This is a genomic window from Metasolibacillus sp. FSL H7-0170 (genome assembly GCF_038593115.1).
Lineage (GTDB): Bacteria > Bacillota > Bacilli > Bacillales_A > Planococcaceae > Metasolibacillus > Metasolibacillus fluoroglycofenilyticus.
This window is the reverse complement of the sequence record NZ_CP151964.1, coordinates 3499542-3520155: the sequence shown is the minus strand read 5'-3', so window position 1 is coordinate 3520155 and position 20614 is coordinate 3499542. Positions and strand designations below refer to the sequence as shown.

Below are 20614 nucleotides of genomic sequence, written 5' to 3'. Positions count from 1 at the left end.
GTGAATAATTTGCTATTTACCGAAATAAAAAATTATTTTGCAACAAATTCAACAACATTTTATACAAATTTAGGTTCACATGTTCTGCTAAGTTTAACCGCCATTTTAATTGCTATTGTTATTTGCGTACCTCTCGGCATTTGGATTTCAAGGAAAGTAAATATAGCACCTTTTGTAATAGATATTATTAATATGATTCGCGTTGTTCCTAGCCTCGCTATACTAGCACTAGCACTTCCTATTTTAGGTGTTGGTTTTAAACCCGCTGTGTTAGCGCTTACAATTTTAGCGTGTCCACCGATTATCATTAATACTTATATTGCTTTCCGTGATATTAATCCGAATATTCGAGAAGCAGCGTATGGAATGGGAATGACTAAACTCCAAACGATTTTAAAAATTGAATTACCGCTAGCGCTCCCCATTGTATTAACGGGTATTCGTACGGCAAATGTTGAAGTTATAGCAAGTGCTACATTAGCTGTCATGATTGGAGGTGGTGGTTTAGGAAACTATATTATTAGTGGTGTAGGGATGATGAGCCAAAGTATTTTATTACTAGGTGCTGTCCCGGTAGCAATTTTAGCCATATCAAGTGAGTTTATTTTAAGTTTTATTCAAAAAAAGCTCGTATTCTACAACTAATATTTTAGGAGGATTTACTATTATGAAATTTAAAAAGCTTATTCTAATATTTATCACAGTAATGACTATTTCAGTTTTATCTGCTTGCTCTTCTAAATCAGGTGATTCAGACCAACCAACAGTTATTGTCGGTTCAAAAGACAACACGGAAAATCAACTGATGGGTGAAATGTATGCGCAAATATTAGAAGATGAGGGCATCAAAGTAGAGCGTAAATTGTTTTTAGGTGGTACAAATCCAACATATGAAGCGCTGAAAAAAGGAGATTTAAGCATCTATCCTGAATATACAGGGACAGCATTAACAGTGATGTTCCAACAGCCAGTGGAGCGTGACCAAGAAAAGGTTTTAAATTATGTACGTGAAGAATTCAAAAAAATCGGCTTAGAGTACTTAGAGCCCGCAGCACACAACAGCACATATGGCTTTGCAATGAAAAAGGACTTAGCATCACAGCTCGGAATCGAAACATTTAGTGATTTAGCTGACAATGCAAATAGCTTAATATTATCTTTCCCACAAGAATTCGATTTACGCGAGGATGGCTTATTAGGTCTTCAAAAACTATATGCTGACCAAGGTGGCTTCACTTTTAAAAAGCAATTCCAAATCGACTATAACTTACGCTACCAACCATTACTAGAAGATGAATCTGATGTAACAGTAGTCATTGGTACAGATGGCCAAATTAGCGGTTACGATTTAAAGCTACTTGCAGATGAACAAGACTTCTTCCCTGCATACAATGTTGCCCCATTGATTCGCGAAGATATTTTAAAAGCTTATCCATCCATCCAACAGCGCTTAGACGAACTTGCTCCATTATTAACAGATGAAGCGGTTCAAAAAATGAACTGGCAAATTGATGGCGATGCAAAGGAAGAAGTAGAAGATGTAGCAACAGCATTTTTAAAAGAACATAACTTATTAAAAAATAATTAACGTCAATCTATTTGATATGAATGGAGGTTCAAAATGAGTATCGTCTATAAAAATTTGTGCAAACAATATCCAAATGCACAAGCTCCTGCCGTAAATAATATTAATTTAACGATTAATGAGGGCGAATTCATCGTATTTTTAGGTCCTTCTGGTTGTGGAAAAACAACATTATTAAAAATGACGAATCGAATTTATGAACTGACTTCAGGCTCTATTGAAATAAATGGACAAGATGTAATGAAATTTAAGCCAGAGGAGCTTCGCCGACAAATTGGATACGTTATTCAACAGAATGGCTTATTTCCTCATATGACGATAGAACAAAATATTTCAGTTGTCCCACAATTATTAAAATGGGAACAAGAAGCAATAACGAAACGGGTAGACGAGCTTTTAACATTAGTTCATCTCGACCCTAGTCAATTTAGAAAGCGCTATCCAAGCCAGCTTTCGGGAGGTCAGCAGCAACGTGTAGGTATTGCCCGCGCAATGGCCGCTAATCCTTCGATTTTACTAATGGATGAGCCGTTTGGAGCAATTGATGCGATTACACGAACTAGCCTGCAAGATGAACTGCATAAAATTCAGCGTCAATTGAAGCAAACGATTCTATTTGTCACTCATGATGTAGATGAAGCAATTAGATTAGCAGACCGAATCATTATTATGGAAAAAGGGGAAATTGTACAATTCGATACACCGTATGAAATCATTACAAATCCCCGAACTGAATTTGTCAAAAAATTAGTTGGCGATCGCGATATTTACCGACGTATGAATCTTCTTCGTTTATGTGATATAATAAATTATTCGAGCAGTAGTGAGTTAAGCTCCGTATTTTTCGAGGATGGATTCCATATAAATACTTCTGTTAAAGACGTTTTCGCAAGGTTTGTAGAAACAGGTAAAAAAGAGTTTACTATTTATGATGATACGAATACAAAAATTGATACGATTTCTTTTGATCAATTATTAAAGGCTTTAACACTTGATGAGAGTCAATCACCTTCACTACTATGAAATAAAAGGTGGGAAGCAAATTTGTTATGAATAATCGTATGAATAAAATCGAAGGCCCTACAGTACAGGCAGTGGATCGAGCAATTTCTTTACTAAAAATTATTGCAAATAATCGCTCTCCTATTCAATTAGCAGATTTAGTTAGTGCAACAGGCATGAATCGTACTACAGTTTGGCGCATGCTATCAACACTAGAAAGCCATAACCTAATCGAAAGAGACCCTTTAACGAAAGGCTATCAAATAGGCTATGAAATCATTCGATTAGCGGCAAACACGGATAATTATAGTCATTTAATCCGCCGTGCATTACCTAGTATGGAGCGATTACGTGATTTCTTCCAAGAATCTGTCTTGTTAGGTGTTCCTAAGTCATCACAAATACTGACGGTTGAACAAATTAATCCATCCCATAGTATTCGTATTGCAGATTATGTAAATGAAATGTCACCACTACACTCTTCTTCTAATGGAAAGTTATTTTTAAGCAGCTGGTCAGAAGAAGAATTAAATATTTACTTAGAAAAACCATTAAAACAAGTGACACCATTTACAATGACAGACCCACAGGAGCTCAAAAAAGAGCTGCAAATCATTCGTGAACGCGGCTTCGGAACAACCTTTGGCGAACTCGATGAAAATGAAAATGGCATCTCCTCGCCCATTTTCGACCCGGAAGGTAATATGATTGCCTTTCTTTCAATCGCTGGACCGGGCTTCCGTTTTACCCGAGACAAAGTTATGTCTGCCGGTGTTCGTGCCGTCCATGAAGCAAATGAAATTTCAAAAAGTCTTAATCTCCCATAATTATAGAGAGGTGTCTGAAAAACATGCGAACGCACTGCTTTTCAGACACTTTTTGTTTTTATCGAAAGAGCTAACATATAGTAAATCATATGCCGTTATAAAAGATTGCAAACATGGATTTTCAAACCGTTTCTTGCTATTATCAATTACGCCTCTCTTCCAGATTATTTCAAGGAAGTTGAATTAAAACCATCACGACATGCACCAGCGGTTAACTGACCTGCATCATGCAAAGCTCCCTTCAAAATCTGTAACATCCACTGGCGCTTAGACCTACACGATGTTAGACACTTAGTTCCTGTTACGGGACGTACTTAGCTCCTCATTATCAGCGGGTGTTTGAAGAGCCACTGAAACAAGTCTAATGCTTGCATTCATCTTGTCACTTATAGAAGTGGGAGATTTCTGTAGCTATCGGTATAAAAATAATATACTCCTGCGGTTACTCGTCGCAAATAACTTTGCTAATAGCAGTTAAAATTACAAATGGAAAATGATTTTATCGTAATTTTCTCGTTTATAAGTCTTATTAATCGACTAAATAAATCTTACTTTTTGCTAAAAACTAATCATTAAAATACCCTTTCATCATAAATGAACCATTATAGTATACATAATATTATTAAGGACACTATATTAGTACATATTTTCTGGTACAAGTTCACTAATCTTAGTACTAGGAGAGGTGAACACTATGTCCAAACTGAATATTTTACTGGGAACTCAAATAAAACGCTATCGAAAACGTAAAAACCTTACTCAGGAGCAATTAGGTGAGAGGGCGGGTATAACACGACCACGTATTTCTGAAATAGAACGAGGAGTTGCTAATTTAACAATTAGCACTTTAGAAAATATACTTAATGCTTTAGAAATTGATTTACACGAACTTTTCAATTTTGGGGATGTAGCGAAATCACCAGATATTGAAACAAAGGAAACGTTGATATATTATCAGCAAGAGCTATTAAAGGGGCTTTCCACTAAAGAAATCCAATACATTTACAACACAACAAAAGAATTTATAGCCACTCTAAACGAGAAAAAATAACGGCTATTTCAAGAAGAATTACTATTTTACGTGTGCATTCTTAAAAAGGAGAGGTAGCGTGGGACTGTCCAAAAAGCCGTGCATAGCCGGCATTTTGGACAGTAGCGATGATGCTTCGCAAAATGCTGATTCATATAAATAGAAAACTCCTCTTTTAAAAATGGGATGAACATTGGCTTTAGCAGTGTTATCCTTCAGTAAAAGGGAAGCGATGAAAACACTGATTTCAATGCGGTGGCAAAACAAAATGGACTTTTCGGACAACTTCTTAGCCCTCCTCCCTTATTTAAGGTAAAATTGCAAATGAGCGCACTGGGAAGCCAGATGCTTTTTCCGGCTTTGGTACGATATTAAAAATAACGGCTCCCTTTGCTGGAAGCTGATCTAAATTGGTTAATAGCTCGATTTGATACGTATCTTGCTCAAGTACAAAATATTCTCCCTCAAGCTTACCATTTCTGAGGAAATCTGCAGCAGAATCAGTATCAAATGTTTCATGTCCAACAGCACTCACTTTACGCTCTTTAAATAAAAACTGTAGTGCCTCTAAACCCCAGCCTGGAATATGATTATTCCCTTCCTTATCTTTGTTATTAAATGCTTCTTTATCCGGCCAGCGCTTACTCCAATCTGTGCGCAAGGCAACAAATGTACCTGCTTCAATTTCACCATGCTCAGCCTCGAACGCTAAAATATCCTGTACACTTAAAGTGAAATCATTATCCTCCTTCGCTTCCTTTGACTTATCAACAACAACGAGTGGTAGCACAAGCTCCTTCAAATTTAACTCATCTAAGTAGCGTGTATCACGCACGAAATGAATCGGTGGGTCAATATGTGTACCATATTGACCTGGGAATGAAAATTGCTGCGCAAAAAAGCCTTCATCATGTGAAAACAGCGTTTCAAACTTCGCATCCTCAAACATGAAAAAATGAGGGGAATCTGGCCCGAATGTATGTGTTAAATCCACCCATTTCTTCCCCTTTAATACTTCAATTGCCTGTAGTAAATCATTTGTCATTGTACATCCCTGCTTTCTTTAAAATAAAAAAGCCCCCTTTTTACAAAGAGAGCTTCGATTCCTATTAATCGTTTACGCTCATCTTTAAGGCTATCGCCCATTGGAATTAGCACCATACTACATGTAGCTGGTTGCTGAGACGTCATCGGGCCAAATCCCTCAATCTCTCTCGATAAGCTATGAAATTATTTTTTATTGTAGCATATCCCTTCTTATCCTACAAGTTTTATATGAATTAATTTTTTAATTTATTCCTCTTACTCTCAGGGTGCTTGCATAGATAAAGGATAAATTATCGCTACTACAATAATTGGGCAAATTCCCTCTTATGCCTTTTTATATGCTAAATTCGGCATATTTTATATAAAATACTCCTATTATCTCTCGAGATAATCATTCTTTTGTACCCTATATATTACTACTATGTAAAAACAAATATTTCCATTGCTTGAACCTATCTAGAATAAAAGCAATGATTATGAAACTATTCGCTAAAGTTAAGCGCCATAAAACTTCTTTGGCAAAAAACAACGTCAGTTTATTCCGTAACAAATTTATACCCCATTCCACGAACTGTTTGAATCCTTTTTGGCTTACTAGAATTCTCTTCAATCTTTTCGCGAAGTTTTTTTATATGTGCATCAATGGTTCTTTCCATCACCTCTTTTTCAAGATGTGGATATAAGTGCTCCAACAAGTTTTCACGCGGTATGACAATGTTCGGATTCTCCATAAAATAATACAGTAATTGGAATTCGTGTTTTGTTAGGTGAATTTTTTAATTATATAAAACAACCTCCCCCTTTCTTGGTTTAATGCATAACCCACCGTATGAAATTTTTTGACAAAATTGACCTGTTCTCCTTAATATCGCTTCTACATGAGCAAGCAATTCTTCTGGGTCAAACGGCTTTGTTATATAACCATCTGCACCTAATCGAAGCCCATGAATTTTATCGGCAGTTTGTACTTTTGCGCTTAACATAATAATAGATACTTCATTTCTTTCTTGCTCTTTAATCCACTCACATAATTGTTCTCCACTGATTTTTGGAAGCATTAAATCCAAAATAATTAAGCATGGATGCTCAGTTAGAAATACATGCTTCGCCATTTCTCCATCCGTTGCTTCCACCACTTCATATCCTTCTTTTTGTAAATAAATCTTAATTAAATTACGAATCATTTGGTCATCTTCAACTACTAAAATCTTTTGTTTCAAAATGACACCCCCAATTACTTTAACTTCCTAAACTCTTTAACCATCAAATCGTAATTCAGTGCGCCTAATGCCACGTACTGAATTCTCCCGTTTGAATCAATCATATAAGATGTCGGATAGGCCTGAACCCGAAACAGTTCAGCGACTTCTCCATTTTTATCAATTAAAACTGGAGAAGTGAACCCTTTATCTTGAATGAAATTATTAACAGTTATTAAAGAATCTTCTGTATGCGTTAAATTAATAGCGAAAACGAGCACATCCTCGTCTTCAGAAAATTTTTGTATATCCGGCATCTCTGCTCGACAAGGTGGACACCAAGTAGCCCAAAAATTTAGGAATACCTTTTTCCCCTTAAATTCTGAAAGTGAAAGAGTCTCACCTTCCAGTGTTTCCAACGTAAAATTAGGCGCAATATTCCCACGTCTAATACCTACATTATTTGTCTCTGTAATTTCCATATCAGTATTAGAAGAAATAACAGGTGTATTTGTACTTACTCGACTAGAATGAGCTGATATATATTCAACTAATGCATAAACAACCATTGCAATTAAAAATAAGCTTAATACTACTTTTTTCACTACTATATGCTCCCTCCTATCCTAAATTAGATAGCCATGTTCCATCAATTAACCTTAATAAAAAAGCGCTTAAACGAGGCATTAGCCCGAAGAATAAAAGGATGCCCATAAGAATCATCATAATCCCTCCCACTTTCATAATGATTCCCGTTTTGCCTACAATCCATTTGGATGAACCGATGAAAAATGTTAAAACAATAAACGGCACTGCAAAACCAATTACATACATAAACGTATAGAGAAGACCATGACTTGGATTTGTTGCAGCTAACAGCAAAATCGATGCGAAAATCGGACCGATGCAGGGTGTCCAGCCTGCTGCAAAACCTAATCCAACAAAGAATGTCCCTAAATAGCTCGTTGATTTTTTTGTATAGTGGAGTTTTCTTTCCTTCATGAAGGTTGGTATTGTTAACCATCCCGCAACGACTAACCCCATAAAGATTATAAATATCCCAGCAAGTCGCTGTATAAGTAACGCAATATTTCCTACGAATAACTGTTGTAACCACTGTCCTAAATAAGAAGCACTGGCACCTAAACTAATAAAAACAACGCCAATTCCAATTAAAAAAATAACAGAATGGCTTAATAGTTTTTTTCGAATGGCAACAGTTTGTTCTGCTTGAATTTCCATCACACTAATTCCTGTAATGTAGGATAAATAGGCAGGAAATAAAGGTAATACACATGGTGATAAAAAAGAAATGGCCCCCGCCCCAAATGCTAAAAAAATTCCTATTAAAAGGACTGTATCTGTCTCTATAATCATTTCGTCACCTCTTTATTTTTATATAAATCAGGACACCAACATTGAATAAAAAGAATATTAAAATAAACGGCAAAGATAATAAATACCCTAAGAACAATACGTATGGCTGTGTAAAGAACATCATCATTGTTCCAACAAACCAACTCATTAAAAGAATTAAAAATAAAATTAACGCTGGCATACGTTCATTTAAGTAATAAAAAATGCTTAAGAGAAACATATAAAAAATCATATTCACTAAAGAGTATAAATTGCTATCCTGCAAAAATTGAATAAACTCAAACATAAATGATGCGGCTAAAATAACAGGAAGCAGGGCAGCTATAAAAATTGGAAGCTGTATCTTTTTTCGTTGATAAACTAATCGTAAAATGCTTCCTATAATTGCAAAATAAAACGAAGTTGAATCAGCTGGATAGGCCAAAACAGCAAGGGGGTCTTTTATAAAAAGTGGGAAATTCATTATTATTTTTCCTATCCACATAAAAATAATAAAATTCATCAAAAAATTAATAACTTCCTCCGATTGTTGTTTCTTTTCCTCTTTATTAGATGAACTTAGCCAATAATAAAGAATTAGACCTACAACAACGCTAAAGAAAATAGTAGCTATAGAAATAAGCTTTACAAAGATAGCCATTTGTCACCTCCAGCCTATACGTTAATATATAAATATGAAAATTTGATGAATGCCCCTCAAAAAGGAAAACACGGGGTAATTTCTATTCCCCGTGTTCTTGGTCGTACATTCGAATTGCATTAACTATATCATCCATTATTTGTTCATCCATTGAGCCAATTATTTTTTGGAAAATTCGTCCTTCAGCATCTAAAATATAGCTCGTCGGTATCGTCATAATTTCGTACATTAACCCGACATTCCCTTTCTCGTCTAGTAATACAGGAAATGTTAATCCATAATCTTGCACAAATTGTTCAATCGCTTGTTGTCCCGAATCAAGATTCGTAAGGTTAACAGCAATTATTTCTATGTTATTCTCTTTATTTTTTTCATAAAAACTTTGCATATGCGGCATTTCTTCCCTACATGGCGGACACCAACTGGCCCAGAAGTTTAAAATCACGATTTTTCCTTTGAAGTCGGAAAGATTAATAGTTGCTCCAGTCAAATCTGATAATTCAAAGCTTGGGGCAACTTCAATTTTGGGTGTAGTTTGGCTAGATTCTATAAAGCTAGCTTCAGCCAAATCATCAGATGTATCTTTAGAAGGCTCATCCAAGATTTCTTGTTCACTCGATACTTCAGTTTCCAGCATCTCTTCTTTTAATAAAAAGTCGAAAATTGCATAGCAACCTAATAATACTATGATTACGAGAGGGAAATACTTTTTAATCATAAGCATCCCCCTCTCCATAAGCCGGCTTAGTTTGAATGCTATAAGTAACATTTACAGAATCAATAATCGTTTGCAGCATCCCGCAATTTTTTATTACTAGCTGTTCAATTTTCTCTAATTGTTCCTTTGCAATAACATTTTCAAATGTAATATATGCTGTAATTTTAATGGACTCAATTCGATTTGCTATATCAGGATCTCGATTTCCTTCTGCTATAAAAGACACATCTGTAAATGCTATCCGTTTTTTTTGAAGTAATTTTACAAGTAATGCACCACTGCACGTAACTAAAGATGTTAACATTAATTCATAAGGCTTATACCCCTTCAAACTATTTGGCGACGCATATAAATTACCAAATTTTAAATACCCTACTAAACAATCATTTTCAAAGCTAAATTTCATTTTCACATCTCCCTTCTTCTGTAGTATGGAATGGAAATGTGAAAATTTCGTTAAAATCTAACTTCTCTCAGCAATATTTTTTTGCGACGAGTAATCGCAGGAGCACATATTTTTTTCTGGTAGTAAGGCGAAGTTTCCCCCACTCTATAGGTAGTAAGATGACTGCATTCCTTAAATCCATTTCAGCAGGTGTCCAAACACTCCCGCATGTCATAAATTCATATGTCTACTGTAATAAAGGAAGTTATTTAAAATTAATAACAGGAGCCTTAAATAGATTTGATATGTATCCATGAATTACAGCAATAGGTAAAAAAATAATAATGCTCATCAGCATTTTTATTTCATATAATAAATTGGTCTTTTCAATCTTTTTCCCTTTCATACGACTTCTAAATGCGCTTATTGCAATTCCGTATATATTCCCAGCCATTATTGCACGAATTGCTCCCAAAATGCCTAATGCCTTATCTGTTCCATAGACTTTCACTAGATGATTCCATGCTTCCCTAGTAGGATTCCCTCTCGTATCTGCATAATGCTGCGCAAAAATAATCGCCGTCATTTCCTGTTCAGAAATCCCATCCGTATCCCCTGAAAGAAGCATTTTTATTTCTGTATTGCTCATACCTTGTTCTAAAGCATATTTTGTATGTGCATATGAACAAATCTCACAGCCATTCACTTCTGTTACAGCCAGCATAATCCTTTCAATAAAATGTGAGGACAGCTCATTGTTCTTTTTATTCTTTTTCATATATTTGAATGTTCTTAGTCCTTTATAAAGAGCAGTATAAAATTCATTCACGTCATAAATTTTTTTATAAAGTTCCTGTTCTACTATTTTCATCTCCTCCTATATAAAAGATTAAAATCAACCCTATTCAGTCGAGTTAATTTTCTCAACTGAATAAAGTTGAATTTTTCAATCATTTTAGTTGTTGTTTACCGATTACGACCTATACTAAGATTAATTTTTTAATGCCTTCATAATATTATTTGGGTCATAGCCTACAAACCATTGACCATTCACTTCCGTCTGAGGTACACCCATTTGTCCTGTTGTGTTTAAAAGCTTTTGCACAATGTCGGGTTTCGTCTCAACATTCACCTCTTCAAATGCAATATTTTGTTCAGACAAAAAGTTTTTTAACATAACACAATACGGACATCTTGTTGTTGTATAAACCGTTACTGTATTCAATTTCATCTCTCCTCAACTAATATTTGTAGCCATTTTCACACCAAAAATTAATTGGTTTCCTATGTCTACAACATACCTATAGGGGTATAAAAATTACTAAAAAAATAAATAGAAACTCCATTTATTAAAGTGGGTATTATTTACTTTATCTATACCCCTACCAGTATATTAGTTGATAAAAAAATATATGTCAACTGAAAAAACTTATCTACTTTTTACAGGGAAATTAATGGCTTATTGCTTGTACTTCTAAAGGTGTAGCAGGAGCAAATAAGAATTACACATACAACGCAAAAAGTAGCGCCCCAAAGCTCTGCATAGCTAACATTTTAGACGCCACTGGTAGTGTTTCTTCAATTAAAATAACAAGAGGGTTCTTTGAAAATGCAAAAAAACAATGAGTTTAGAGGATTTTCTTCCGAGTCAAAGTAAAAAAGTAAATTTTCATTGCGCTCTCAAAAAAGTATGCACATTTTAGGCAACCATCGCTTCACTATTAAATACTCGCTAAAACCATTGTACCTATCGCTTTGCAATTGTCACTACCCCTACCGCAAAGGGGACGCCTCAAAATGACTGTTAAGACGTCCCCTTTCTTATAATTAATTATATTTTTAACGTTTCTTTAACATATTGTTTCACTTGCTCGGAAGTTTGCATTGTCAAAGCCGTTTCTACAAGTTGCTTCATTTTCGCTTGCGAAAGCTGATTGATTTGCTTTCTTGCTTTTAGCATGGACGGTGCACTCATCGAAAATTCATCTAATCCCAATCCAAGCAATAACGGAATAGCAATTGAATCCCCAGCCATTTCTCCACACATGCCTGCCCATTTTTTATGAGCATGTGCCGCATCGATGACCATTTTAACTAATCTCAAAATAGCCGGATGATACGGCTGATATAAATGGGCAACAGACTCGTTCATTCTGTCTGCAGCCATCGTATATTGAATTAAATCATTTGTGCCAACACTGAAAAAGTCCACTTCCTGTGCAAATTGGTCTGCTAATACTGCTGTCGAAGGGATTTCTACCATAATGCCAATTTCTATATCCTCTGATACGAATATTCCTTCTTGGTGAAGCAGTTCTTTTTCTTCTTGTAGTAGCCCCTTTGCCTCTCTAAATTCCTCTAAAGTTGCAATCATTGGGAACATGATTTTCAAATTTCCAAAATTACTTGCACGCAATAATGCACGTAGTTGCGTTCTGAAAATCGTCTGTTCCTCTAGACAAAGTCGAATTGCTCGAAAACCAAGAAATGGATTCATTTCCTCAGGTAAATCTAAATATGGAAGATGTTTATCTCCCCCAATATCCAATGTCCGAACAACAACTGGCTTATCTCCCATTTGTTCAAGCACTTGTTTATATGCTTGAAATTGCTCTTCCTCAGTTGGCAATGAATCTCGCTCCATATACAAAAACTCCGTACGATACAGTCCGATTCCTTCTCCGCCGTTTTCAAGTACGCCTGCTACATCTTTTGGCGTCCCGATGTTTGCCGCTACTTCAACATGTATGCCATCCTGTGTAATTGTTTGCTTATTTTTAAGCAATAAAAGCGCCTGCTTCTCAGCTTCTTGCTCGCTTCTTTTCGCTTTGTAGCGCTCAATCATATCAGCGTCAGGATTAATGATGACCTCGCCATTATCTCCATCGACAATTATTAAATCCCCTTGCTTAATAGTAGCTGTTACACTTTTTGTGCCAACAACCGCAGGGATTTCTAAAGAGCGAGCCATAATCGCGGAATGTGATGTGCGCCCGCCCATATTTGTTGTGAACCCTTTGGCGAATGCTCTATTTAGCTGTGCTGTGTCCGATGGTGCTAAATCTTCCGCAACGATAATGACTTCCTCATCCATTAATCCAAGATTCGGAATTTCTACATTTAACAGCTTGGCGATTACTCGCTTTGTAACATCGCGAATATCCGCCGCTCGCTCACGCATATACTCGTTGTCAAGCTGTTCAAACATAATGATAAATGTATCGGCAGTTTCCTGCAAAGCCGCTTCTGCATTCATTGCTTCGTCGTTTATTTTCCCTTCAACAGCTCCTAATAATTCAGGGTCACTAAGCACGAGTAAATGTGCATCAAAAATAGCAGCGTTTTCGGACCCTAAATCAATTTCCGCCCGCTTACGAATTTTTTCTAACTCTAATTTTGCTGCATTTACTGCCTCATAAAATTTAGTGACCTCAGCTTCTTTACTTCCTATAGTCGTTTTCGTAATCGTTAAATCTGGTTCTATCATTAAAAATGCTTTACCGATAGCAACGCCACCAGATGCAGCAATTCCTTTTAAATTTCCTATCATAGCTCAATAATTCCTTCTGATTTAAGGTAGCTTTCTATTGCCTCTACTGCTTCCTGCTGGTCAGTTCCTTCGGCAAATATAGAAATGCTTGCTCCTTGCCCTATACCAAGAGACATAACACCAAGAATCGATTTTAAATTCACTTTTTTCTCTTTATACTCCATGAAAATATCTGAAACATATTTTGAAGCGATTTGAACAATTCCTGATGCTGGTCTAGCGTGAATTCCTGATTCCGCTATTACTGTGTATGTGTGATTTGCCATAAGTATCCGCTCCCTTAAATCGTTTAATTTTTCTTAAAAGACATGTCATCATACTGTTTGTGAATCATTTTAAAAAGCCCTGTATCTGGCTGTAAACTCGTAGCTTTTTCAATTGCAAATTCGATACCCTTTTGTTCAATCATTTCCTGTATTTCATTCGCCTCTGCATCTTCTTTAAAATCATAATGTAAGGCTGCGGCTATTCCTTTCGTTAAATACTCTGGAATATCGTCGAACATTTCTACATATTTAATTGCAGGACGTACAAGTCTGTCATTGTTTTTAAGCTTACGCATTGGTGAACGCCCTACCCTTGTCGTGTCATCCGAAATATATGGGTTAGCGAAACGACCGATAATCTTTTGTACATATGCCGCATGCACCTTTTCATCAAAGGAGTAGGCTGCAATCAAATATCTGCCTGTTTCCTGCAAAACACGTTCAATGATTTCTCTTATTTCAGCATTTGCAAGCGCCTCATGCATATTGCGAATCCCAGCTAAATAACCAAAATAAGCCACAACAGCATGTCCTGTATTGACAGTGAACAATTTACGCTCGATAAATGGCTCTAAGTCTTGAACAAATGTAACTCCTTGAATTTGAGGAGTAGCTCCATTTATCTCGGACTCATCCACAACCCACTCATAGAACGGCTCTACTGTTACTGCTAGCTTATCTGCATTTGTTTGGTTTGGAACAATTCGGTCCACTGCCGCATTTGGAAAGCTAAAGTATATGTCGAATTGGACTTTTTCGTCATTCGTCAACCCTTCATATACCTTTTCCTTTAAAAAAGCACTACCACCAATCATATTTTCACATGCAATGATTGTTAAAGGTGTTTTATATTGCGTAAGGCGTTTTTTTAAGCCCTTCGCAATTAATCCTGCAATTAATGGAAGAATGTTAGCTCCTACCGCAGCAGTGACAATATCTGCATTCGCAATCTCATCAACGACAAGCTCAGGGTTTTTTAAACTATTAATCGCATGAACATTTTCGACTAGTAGCTCGTCCCCTGAAGCTTCTGCAAGCTTTACAGTATATTGATGCTTATTATTTAATAAATCAACAATCTCTTCATTCACGTCTACAAAGCAAGTTTTATAGCCTGATTGATGTAGCAATAAGCCGATAAAGCCTCTCCCGATATTTCCAGCACCAAAATGAACAGCCTTCATATTAGTTCACTCCTTCGAAAAAGGAAAGGATGTCCTTCGCTGAAGTAGCGCTCACAATCTTCTCTACATTCTCTACTTCCGAAACAGCAATTGCGATATTCGATAAAATATCTAAATGGTCATCGCCTTTACCAGCAATACCAAAAATCAATTTCACGATGTTACCATCCCCAAAATCTACACCTTCTGGCACTTGAATAATTGAAATGCCCGATTCCTTCACTTCTTTTTTAGCATCATCTGTACCATGTGGAATTGCTACAAAATTGCCCATAAACGTGGATAGTGATTCTTCTCTTTCTAACATTTTTTCGATATAGTCTGTTCCTACATAGCCACGATCTACTAAAATTTGCCCTGCTAAACGAATTGCCTCCTCCTTTGTTGCTAATTGTTGATTAAGTAAAATATTTTCTTCTACTAAAATTGATAATGCCATTATAAAACGCCTCCATTAATTGATGTTTTCCCTGATGAATCGTTCAAATTCTGTTGCCAAAAATGAATGAATTTCAGATTGTTCACCTGTTTCAAATAATTGTGTGCTTTGTTCATTTTGAATGATTAATGTACTGATGAAACTTAGTACCTCTAAACCAGCCTTCCCAAAGGTTTCAGGTGAAAGTAATATTAGTAGTGTGTCCACCTTCACGTCATTTCCATCCATTCCTTTTATCCAAATAGCGGATTCAAGTTTATGAACAGTAAACGATGGTTTGTGAACATATTTGCTACGTGTATGATATAATGCAAGTCTCGTACCGGGGATACCGATGCCACCATTCTTTTCCCTTTCCAGCAATGCGCCTACAATCATATCTTTTTCTGCAATCACTTGGCGCTCCTCCAGCAGTGCACAAATTTCTTGTATATAGCAGCGCGCTGTCGTCTGCTCTTTTAACACCGAAAACTGAAAATCGCTTAAAACGGTTAGTATTACTTCAGAATATCCACCTAGCCTTTGCATTTTTTCTGTTAATGCATCTACAGTTACTGGACTTTCCTTTACGATCGAAGGAGCTTTTTGGACAAGCATTTTCCTTCTTGCATACAGCTGGACTTGGTCAATTTCCTCGGCAGTTAAAAATGGGTTCACCATAATATATTCTCTGTGGAAATCCTGCAAGTAAATCGTCGAAATAATAAGGTCTCTATCTGTAATGGTCGTTGCTAGTTTATTTAACTCGAATATAGAAATATTAGAGACCTCCGTTATCTCTGGAATTTCACGTAATAGCCGAGATGCCAATAATTTAGAGGTTCCTATTCCACTTGAACATATTACATAAGCCTTTAAATCTCCCTTGCTTAATACCTCGATTAAAACAGACCCAAAATGCATAACCAAATAGCCAATCTCCTCTTTAGGAACTTGTAATTTCGGAAACACCTTTTTCACAGCTATCTCAACTTGAACAAACAAATCACTATAATTCGATTGAATTTCTTCTAGTAAAGGATTTACTATCCCCATATTTTGTTCAATACGGTGGATTGCAGGCTTTAAATGTGTTACTAATCCTTCCAAAAGGGATGTATGATTAGATAAATGGAAGCCTGTTTGCCCCTCCATCTCCTCTATAAGCTTTTTTGTCTGCCTATACAATTCGATATTAGTAGTGGCAACTAGTCCCCCTTCTTGCTGACGTAGCTTAGAGCCTTGAAGATGCATCATAATATACCCAACTTCCGCCTCTGGTATATCTACTTGGAAACAATCCTCTAGCATATTAATAATGCTTTTAGCGATAGGGTACTCTGGTTCAAGTGCTATTTGCTTTAAATATGCCTTATCAATCGTAATATTTTCGCCCTGCAATATACGTTCAATTGCTAAGGCGAGATGAACAATTAGCCCCACATAGGCACTATCTGTCATAGACAAAGCAAAATCTGGATATAAATCCTTCATCGCTTCTTCAATTATGCCTAATTTCTCCCTATCAACAAGCTGTATGAGTCTTTCCGAAATAGGGTCCTCATACGTATCTGATTTTTGATGGATTTTTTCTTTTATTAAGGAAAATAAGCCCTCTTCCTTTAAGGTTTTGGATAATGCGTAACTAATTGCCCTGCGCTTTGCATTTTCCGTCCCTGATAGCTCTACTCCATACCCTCTTTTTTTCAATATAGAAAGCTGTACTGGACGTAGCTGCTCCTCTAGTTTCGTGAGATCTGCACTAACCGTTGAAATGGAAACGCCCAAATCTTTGGAAAGAGAATAGAGCTTAACTGGTTCTGTCGCTTCATACAAAATACAGAGGATTAGTGTTAATCTTTCCTCTAATGTATATTCCCGTTGCGTGAATTTTTTAAGCTGCTGCGCCAATTCTTGCTTTTTTTGTTCTTTCCCAATGATTTGAACCCCAACCCCTGATTTTCTAATTAGTTTAAGCTGATAGGAATCTAAAATGCTTTGAATATTACTTAAATCTCGTTGGATTGTTCGTGAGCTCACATCAATTTTTTCCGATAATTCTTTAATCGTTATTTCCTCTTGTTCCACAATCAATGCTTCAATAATCATTTTTTCTCTGCTCGAAATAAACGTAATCAACACCTCATTTCTAACAATCCAATATCATTGGTAAAGGAGCGGAAACGGCTCCGTTATGATGAAATGCAAAGAATGGGAACGTCCAAAAAGCGTGCAAAGCACTGCTTTTCGGACACCCCCCTCCCGCAAATATGTCTTTACTTTTTTAATTGTTCTATTAGCTCATCATATTTCGGGCTATTTAAGAAATTCTCAACAGAAATATGGTGTGCATTTGGCACTTGTTCTTTCGCACGATGTGTCAAATCCTTATGCGTGATAACTACTTCTGCATCTGCTGGAAGGTTACTAACAGACGTATTCGTTACTGTTACATCTAGACCCTCTTTTTTCATTTTATTTCTTAAAATAGATGCTCCCATCGCACTTGACCCCATGCCTGCATCACAAGCAAAGATTACATGTTTTGTATTAGCAAGAGAAATTTCCTGAACAGCACCAGTTGTCGGCTGAATAAGCTCTGCCGCTCTGCTCTCTTTTCCTTTGAGTGCAGAAGTTTTTTCTGTTGCCTTTTGTAAATCGCCATCCTCTACATCTTTAGATGCTTTCAGAATAAGTGAAGCAATCAAGAAGGAAACTGCAGTTGCAACGATTACACCTAATAAAACGCCAATATGATTGCCTTTTGGCGTTAATGCCAATATCGAGAATATACTTCCTGGTGACGGTGCTGCAACAAGACCTGCATTGAATAATTGCAATGTGAAGACACCTGATGCTCCACCAGCGATTGCCGCTAAAAGTAAGTACGGCTTCATTAAAATATAAGGGAAATAAATTTCATGAATCCCACCTAGGAAGTGAATAATCGCTGCCCCAGGTGCAGTTTGTTTTGCTGTCCCTTTTCCAAAGAACATAAATGCTAGTAATATCCCAAGACCAGGTCCCGGGTTTGCCTCTAATAAGAATAGAATGGACTTCCCTGCCTCTGAAGCTTGTTCAATTCCAAGTGGTCCTAATATTCCGTGGTTAATCGCATTATTTAAGAATAATACCTTTGCTGGTTCTATGAAAATACTCGCAAGTGGCAAGAATCCTGCATCGAAAATAAATTGTACGCCAGCCGCAAGGAAATTAGTTAATGCATTAACAGCCGGACCGATTAATTTGTAGGCAATTAGCGTTAAAATACCACCGATAATACCAGCGGAAAAGTTATTAACAAGCATTTCAAAGCCTGCTTTAATTTTCCCTTCAACTAACTTATCAAACTGCTTAATCGCCCATCCACCTAAAGGACCGACAATCATCGCACCAAGGAACATCGGAATATCTGCCCCAACGATTACCCCCATCGTTACGGTAGCTCCGACTACTCCTCCTCGCAAACCATGAACAAGTCTACCACCAGTAAACCCTATTAAAATTGGCAGTAAATAATTAATCATTGGACCGACTAGCTCAGCAAAATCTGCATTCGGAGCCCATCCCGTTTCAATAAATAAAGCAGTTATAAGTCCCCATGCAATAAACGCACCGATATTCGGCATAATCATACCACTTAAAAAACTACCAAAACGTTGTACTTTCACCTTGAATCCCGAACGCTCTTGTTGTTCTGTACTCATTTTTGAACCTCCCCTTTTGATTTTTTAACATTGTCTTGTTGTCTAACATATTAAAGCGTTTACATTGATTATTCAATAAAATGAAAACGCTATCATGTCATCTTTAATTACGACAAAATTGAAGTTGTGGAGTTGAAAATGCATGAGAATTAAGGGTTTTACTTTGTATTTCCGTGGGATTAGGTGCTCGGGTTTTTATGAATGAGGAGGAATAGATTTCTCTGTAATTGATTGTTTACTTAGTGAATCTTTCTTACTTTGGATAATTCAATAATTGTTTGTGGTAATTCAATTCGTACCCTAGCAGCTTCCCAAAAATACAACTTTCATTTAATGGAGGAATATTTCTACGCTAATTATGAAGGGAGGCCATTCGCTTGATTTTTGTGCGAAATGAGGACTTTTAATAGTGGTGGACACACAACAGTATTTTCTAACTACACTTTAGCAATGCCATTAGTATAGCCATAAAAATCAGTTATTTTACAATTCACTTTTATTAACTCAAGTATGCCTCATCCCTCGAAAGTAAATTAAATAAAATCACCTTTCAGGGAATGAGCTATTTCAAACAGTTTACCCGTCATTTTTTTAATTGTTTGTCACTTTATTTTTGATAATAGTTATTTCTATTCACTTATCTAATGCTTCACTTGCATCTAAAATTTCAAACACGCTATATTAAAGACCATTTTCTTGTATCTTTATGGCCAATAATTTCTTGTCCTTCACTATTATTGCTTTTGCTGAATTTCTTATGCGCATTTTTAATTTCCTTATGAAATTTTAAATTACTCCCCTAATTAAGGCAGGGACCACCATTTGAGGCGAGCTTGTGACACGCCCCGTATTTCAATCCACTCTCTCCATACAGAGAGAGACTCTCAATGATATTCTCTTCTACTGCGTCATTCAATATTTCAATCCACTCTCTCCATACAGAGAGAGACGCGATTTAAAAAAATCATATGATTATATACTAATTTCAATCCACTCTCTCCATACAGAGAGAGACGGCGATTTAAAAAAATCATATGATTATATACTAATTTCAATCCACTCTCTCCATACAGAGAGAGACCAACAGACCCAACAGACCCGGAGGGAGCTTGCATTTCAATCCACTCTCTCCATACAGAGAGAGACTTCCGCATATTCGTTTACACAAATAAAATTAATGATTTCAATCCACTCTCTCCATACAGAGAGAGACTTAGAAATATGTATCATTAAAAAACTAAAATCAATTTCAATCCACTCTCTCCATACAGAGAGAGACTAATTTTTGCCAAACAATAGCTGTATTCTGTTTCATTTCAATCCACTCTCTCCATACAGAGAGAGACACGGACGTCAAAGGAATGAATGCAGGCTATAAATTTCAATCCACTCTCTCCATACAGAGAGAGACATATTTGTTACGTTAACGGCTCCGAATGTCAGAATTTCAATCCACTCTCTCCATACAGAGAGAGACTCAAAACAAAACACAACCATGCTACCTGCTAACATTTCAATCCACTCTCTCCATACAGAGAGAGACTCCAATCTGCTAAACTATTGGTAGATTGGAGGTATTTCAATCCACTCTCTCCATACAGAGAGAGACTTGATTAATAACTCGCAGATAGGCGAGAAGTCAGATTTCAATCCACTCTCTCCATACAGAGAGAGACTGA

19 protein-coding genes, 1 pseudogene, 1 CRISPR repeat array and 1 riboswitch (1 of these 22 running past the window's edge) are annotated in these 20614 nt (G+C 36.5%); of the genes and pseudogenes, 5 read left to right on the top strand and 15 right to left on the bottom strand.

Translation table 11 applies throughout. The features are described 5' to 3' along the window. Nucleotides 1–9: 9 nt before the first annotated feature. The 5 genes from MHH70_RS16470 to MHH70_RS16450 all read left to right on the top strand — a co-directional run bounded on the left by MHH70_RS16470 (nt 10) and on the right by MHH70_RS16450 (nt 4465). A complete protein-coding gene (locus MHH70_RS16470; RefSeq protein ID WP_342472014.1) occupies nt 10–645 on the top strand; it encodes an ABC transporter permease in 636 nt (211 codons plus the stop codon). Between the two features lie 22 nt (nt 646–667). Beyond that, nucleotides 668–1588: a glycine betaine ABC transporter substrate-binding protein gene (locus MHH70_RS16465; RefSeq protein WP_107943228.1), complete on the top strand. Its 921-nt coding sequence runs from the start codon at nt 668–670 to the stop codon at nt 1586–1588. Between the two features lie 33 nt (nt 1589–1621). Further along, nucleotides 1622–2608 (top strand): ABC transporter ATP-binding protein, encoded by a 987-nt coding sequence (locus MHH70_RS16460; protein WP_342472013.1) that lies wholly within the window; start codon nt 1622–1624, stop codon nt 2606–2608. A 26-nt stretch (nt 2609–2634) separates the two neighbouring features. Continuing rightward, the gene (locus MHH70_RS16455) at nt 2635–3414 is read left to right on the top strand and encodes an IclR family transcriptional regulator (protein ID WP_342472012.1); all 780 of its coding nucleotides are present in this window, start codon (nt 2635–2637) and stop codon (nt 3412–3414) included. Nucleotides 3415–4108: 694 nt separating this feature from the next. Continuing rightward, nucleotides 4109–4465 carry a helix-turn-helix transcriptional regulator gene (locus tag MHH70_RS16450; protein WP_066166926.1) on the top strand — a complete coding sequence of 119 codons (357 nt, stop codon included), beginning with the start codon at nt 4109–4111 and terminating at the stop codon, nt 4463–4465. Between the two features lie 286 nt (nt 4466–4751). Here MHH70_RS16450 and MHH70_RS16445 read toward each other — a convergent pair whose 3' ends face one another. The 15 genes and pseudogenes from MHH70_RS16445 to MHH70_RS16375 form a co-directional block, all read right to left on the bottom strand. Next, nucleotides 4752–5489, bottom strand: a complete 738-nt coding sequence (locus tag MHH70_RS16445) for a cyclase family protein (protein ID WP_342472011.1) — start codon at nt 5487–5489, stop codon at nt 4752–4754. A 75-nt stretch (nt 5490–5564) separates the two neighbouring features. Next, nucleotides 5565–5668, bottom strand: a riboswitch (SAM riboswitch). A gap of 359 nt (nt 5669–6027) precedes the next feature. Continuing rightward, nucleotides 6028–6711, bottom strand: a pseudogene (locus MHH70_RS16440) (response regulator transcription factor). 14 nt (nt 6712–6725) lie between these two features. Beyond that, nucleotides 6726–7295 carry a TlpA disulfide reductase family protein gene (locus MHH70_RS16435; RefSeq protein ID WP_342472010.1) on the bottom strand — a complete coding sequence of 190 codons (570 nt, stop codon included), beginning with the start codon at nt 7293–7295 and terminating at the stop codon, nt 6726–6728. 16 nt (nt 7296–7311) lie between these two features. Further along, nucleotides 7312–8067: a cytochrome c biogenesis protein CcdA gene (locus MHH70_RS16430; RefSeq protein WP_342472009.1), complete on the bottom strand. Its 756-nt coding sequence runs from the start codon at nt 8065–8067 to the stop codon at nt 7312–7314. Nucleotides 8068–8071: 4 nt separating this feature from the next. After that, nucleotides 8072–8707: a hypothetical protein gene (locus MHH70_RS16425; protein WP_342472008.1), complete on the bottom strand. Its 636-nt coding sequence runs from the start codon at nt 8705–8707 to the stop codon at nt 8072–8074. A gap of 82 nt (nt 8708–8789) precedes the next feature. Then, nucleotides 8790–9425, bottom strand: coding sequence for a TlpA disulfide reductase family protein (locus tag MHH70_RS16420; RefSeq protein WP_342472007.1), 636 nt, complete (start codon nt 9423–9425; stop codon nt 8790–8792). Next, a complete protein-coding gene (locus MHH70_RS16415) occupies nt 9418–9831 on the bottom strand; it encodes an OsmC family protein (protein ID WP_342472006.1) in 414 nt (137 codons plus the stop codon). Before MHH70_RS16415 ends, MHH70_RS16420 begins: the two co-directional genes overlap by 8 nt. A 244-nt stretch (nt 9832–10075) precedes the next feature. Beyond that, nucleotides 10076–10681: a carboxymuconolactone decarboxylase family protein gene (locus MHH70_RS16410; RefSeq protein WP_342472005.1), complete on the bottom strand. Its 606-nt coding sequence runs from the start codon at nt 10679–10681 to the stop codon at nt 10076–10078. 120 nt (nt 10682–10801) lie between these two features. Further along, the gene (locus MHH70_RS16405) at nt 10802–11035 is read right to left on the bottom strand and encodes a glutaredoxin family protein (RefSeq protein ID WP_066166957.1); all 234 of its coding nucleotides are present in this window, start codon (nt 11033–11035) and stop codon (nt 10802–10804) included. A 606-nt stretch (nt 11036–11641) separates the two neighbouring features. Beyond that, nucleotides 11642–13360 carry a phosphoenolpyruvate--protein phosphotransferase gene (gene ptsP, locus MHH70_RS16400; protein ID WP_342472004.1) on the bottom strand — a complete coding sequence of 573 codons (1719 nt, stop codon included), beginning with the start codon at nt 13358–13360 and terminating at the stop codon, nt 11642–11644. Beyond that, nucleotides 13357–13626, bottom strand: a complete 270-nt coding sequence (locus tag MHH70_RS16395) for a phosphocarrier protein HPr (protein ID WP_107943236.1) — start codon at nt 13624–13626, stop codon at nt 13357–13359. Before MHH70_RS16395 ends, ptsP begins: the two co-directional genes overlap by 4 nt. A gap of 23 nt (nt 13627–13649) precedes the next feature. Beyond that, nucleotides 13650–14810, bottom strand: coding sequence for a mannitol-1-phosphate 5-dehydrogenase (locus MHH70_RS16390; RefSeq protein WP_342472003.1), 1161 nt, complete (start codon nt 14808–14810; stop codon nt 13650–13652). Between the two features lies 1 nt (nt 14811). Then, nucleotides 14812–15249, bottom strand: a complete 438-nt coding sequence (locus tag MHH70_RS16385) for a PTS sugar transporter subunit IIA (RefSeq protein ID WP_066166969.1) — start codon at nt 15247–15249, stop codon at nt 14812–14814. 15 nt (nt 15250–15264) lie between these two features. Continuing rightward, entirely contained in the window at nt 15265–17367 is a 2103-nt protein-coding gene (locus tag MHH70_RS16380) for a BglG family transcription antiterminator (protein WP_342472002.1), read from the bottom strand. 137 nt (nt 17368–17504) lie between these two features. Beyond that, nucleotides 17505–18935: a PTS mannitol transporter subunit IICBA gene (locus tag MHH70_RS16375; RefSeq protein ID WP_066166975.1), complete on the bottom strand. Its 1431-nt coding sequence runs from the start codon at nt 18933–18935 to the stop codon at nt 17505–17507. Between the two features lie 849 nt (nt 18936–19784). Further along, nucleotides 19785–20614: direct repeats of the CRISPR family, unit length 33 nt; unit sequence ATTTCAATCCACTCTCTCCATACAGAGAGAGAC (it continues 1196 nt past the right edge of the window).